Below are 669 nucleotides of genomic sequence, written 5' to 3'. Positions count from 1 at the left end.
GATGCTGGCCGTGGCTTCGTCGAGCACAAGGATCTTGGCGTCGGCCACCAGCGCCCGCGCGAAACTGATCAGCTGGCGCTGGCCGAGCGAGAGATTGCCGCCACGCTGCTCGAGTTCGGTGTCGTAGCCATCGGGCAAGTTCTCGATGAAGTCGTGCGCGCCGACGGCCAGTGCGGCGCGGACCACCTCCTCGCGGCTGGCGCCGGCCTTATGATAGCGGATGTTCTCCAGCACCGTTCCTGAGAACAGGAACGGCTCCTGCAGCACCATTGCCACCTGCTCTCCGAGCGAATCCTGTGTCAGGTCGCGCACATCGTGCCCGCCGACCAGGACCTGACCCGACCAGACATCGTAGAAACGGTGCACCAGCGCCATCGAACTGGACTTGCCCGATCCGGTCGGGCCGACAAGTGCTACGGTCTCGCCCGGATTGACGCGGAAGGAAACGTTCTTCAGCACCGGCAAGTTCTGCCGGTAGCCGAAGGTGACGTTCCTGAACTCGACCGAGCCGTCCATGTCGCGCGACAGCTTAACAGCATTGTCCTTGTCGCTGACGTCCACCGGCACGTCGAGCACTTCGGAGATGCGCTGGCCCGAAGCCATGGCGCGCTGCATCACGCTGTACTGCATGGTGAGCGAGCGGATCGGGTCGAAGAAGCGCTGGATGTA

Annotated in this window: 1 protein-coding gene; it reads right to left on the bottom strand. The window is 63.7% G+C overall.

The features are described from left to right. On the bottom strand, positions 1-669 hold a 669-nt coding region (locus AC0L2K_RS34960), incomplete at both ends, for an ABC transporter ATP-binding protein (protein WP_473533656.1).

The sequence above is a fragment of the Mesorhizobium sp. WSM4817 genome, from assembly GCF_055811135.1.
The sequence above is the reverse complement of the archived record's forward strand: the minus strand, read 5'-3'. Positions and strand labels throughout refer to the sequence as shown.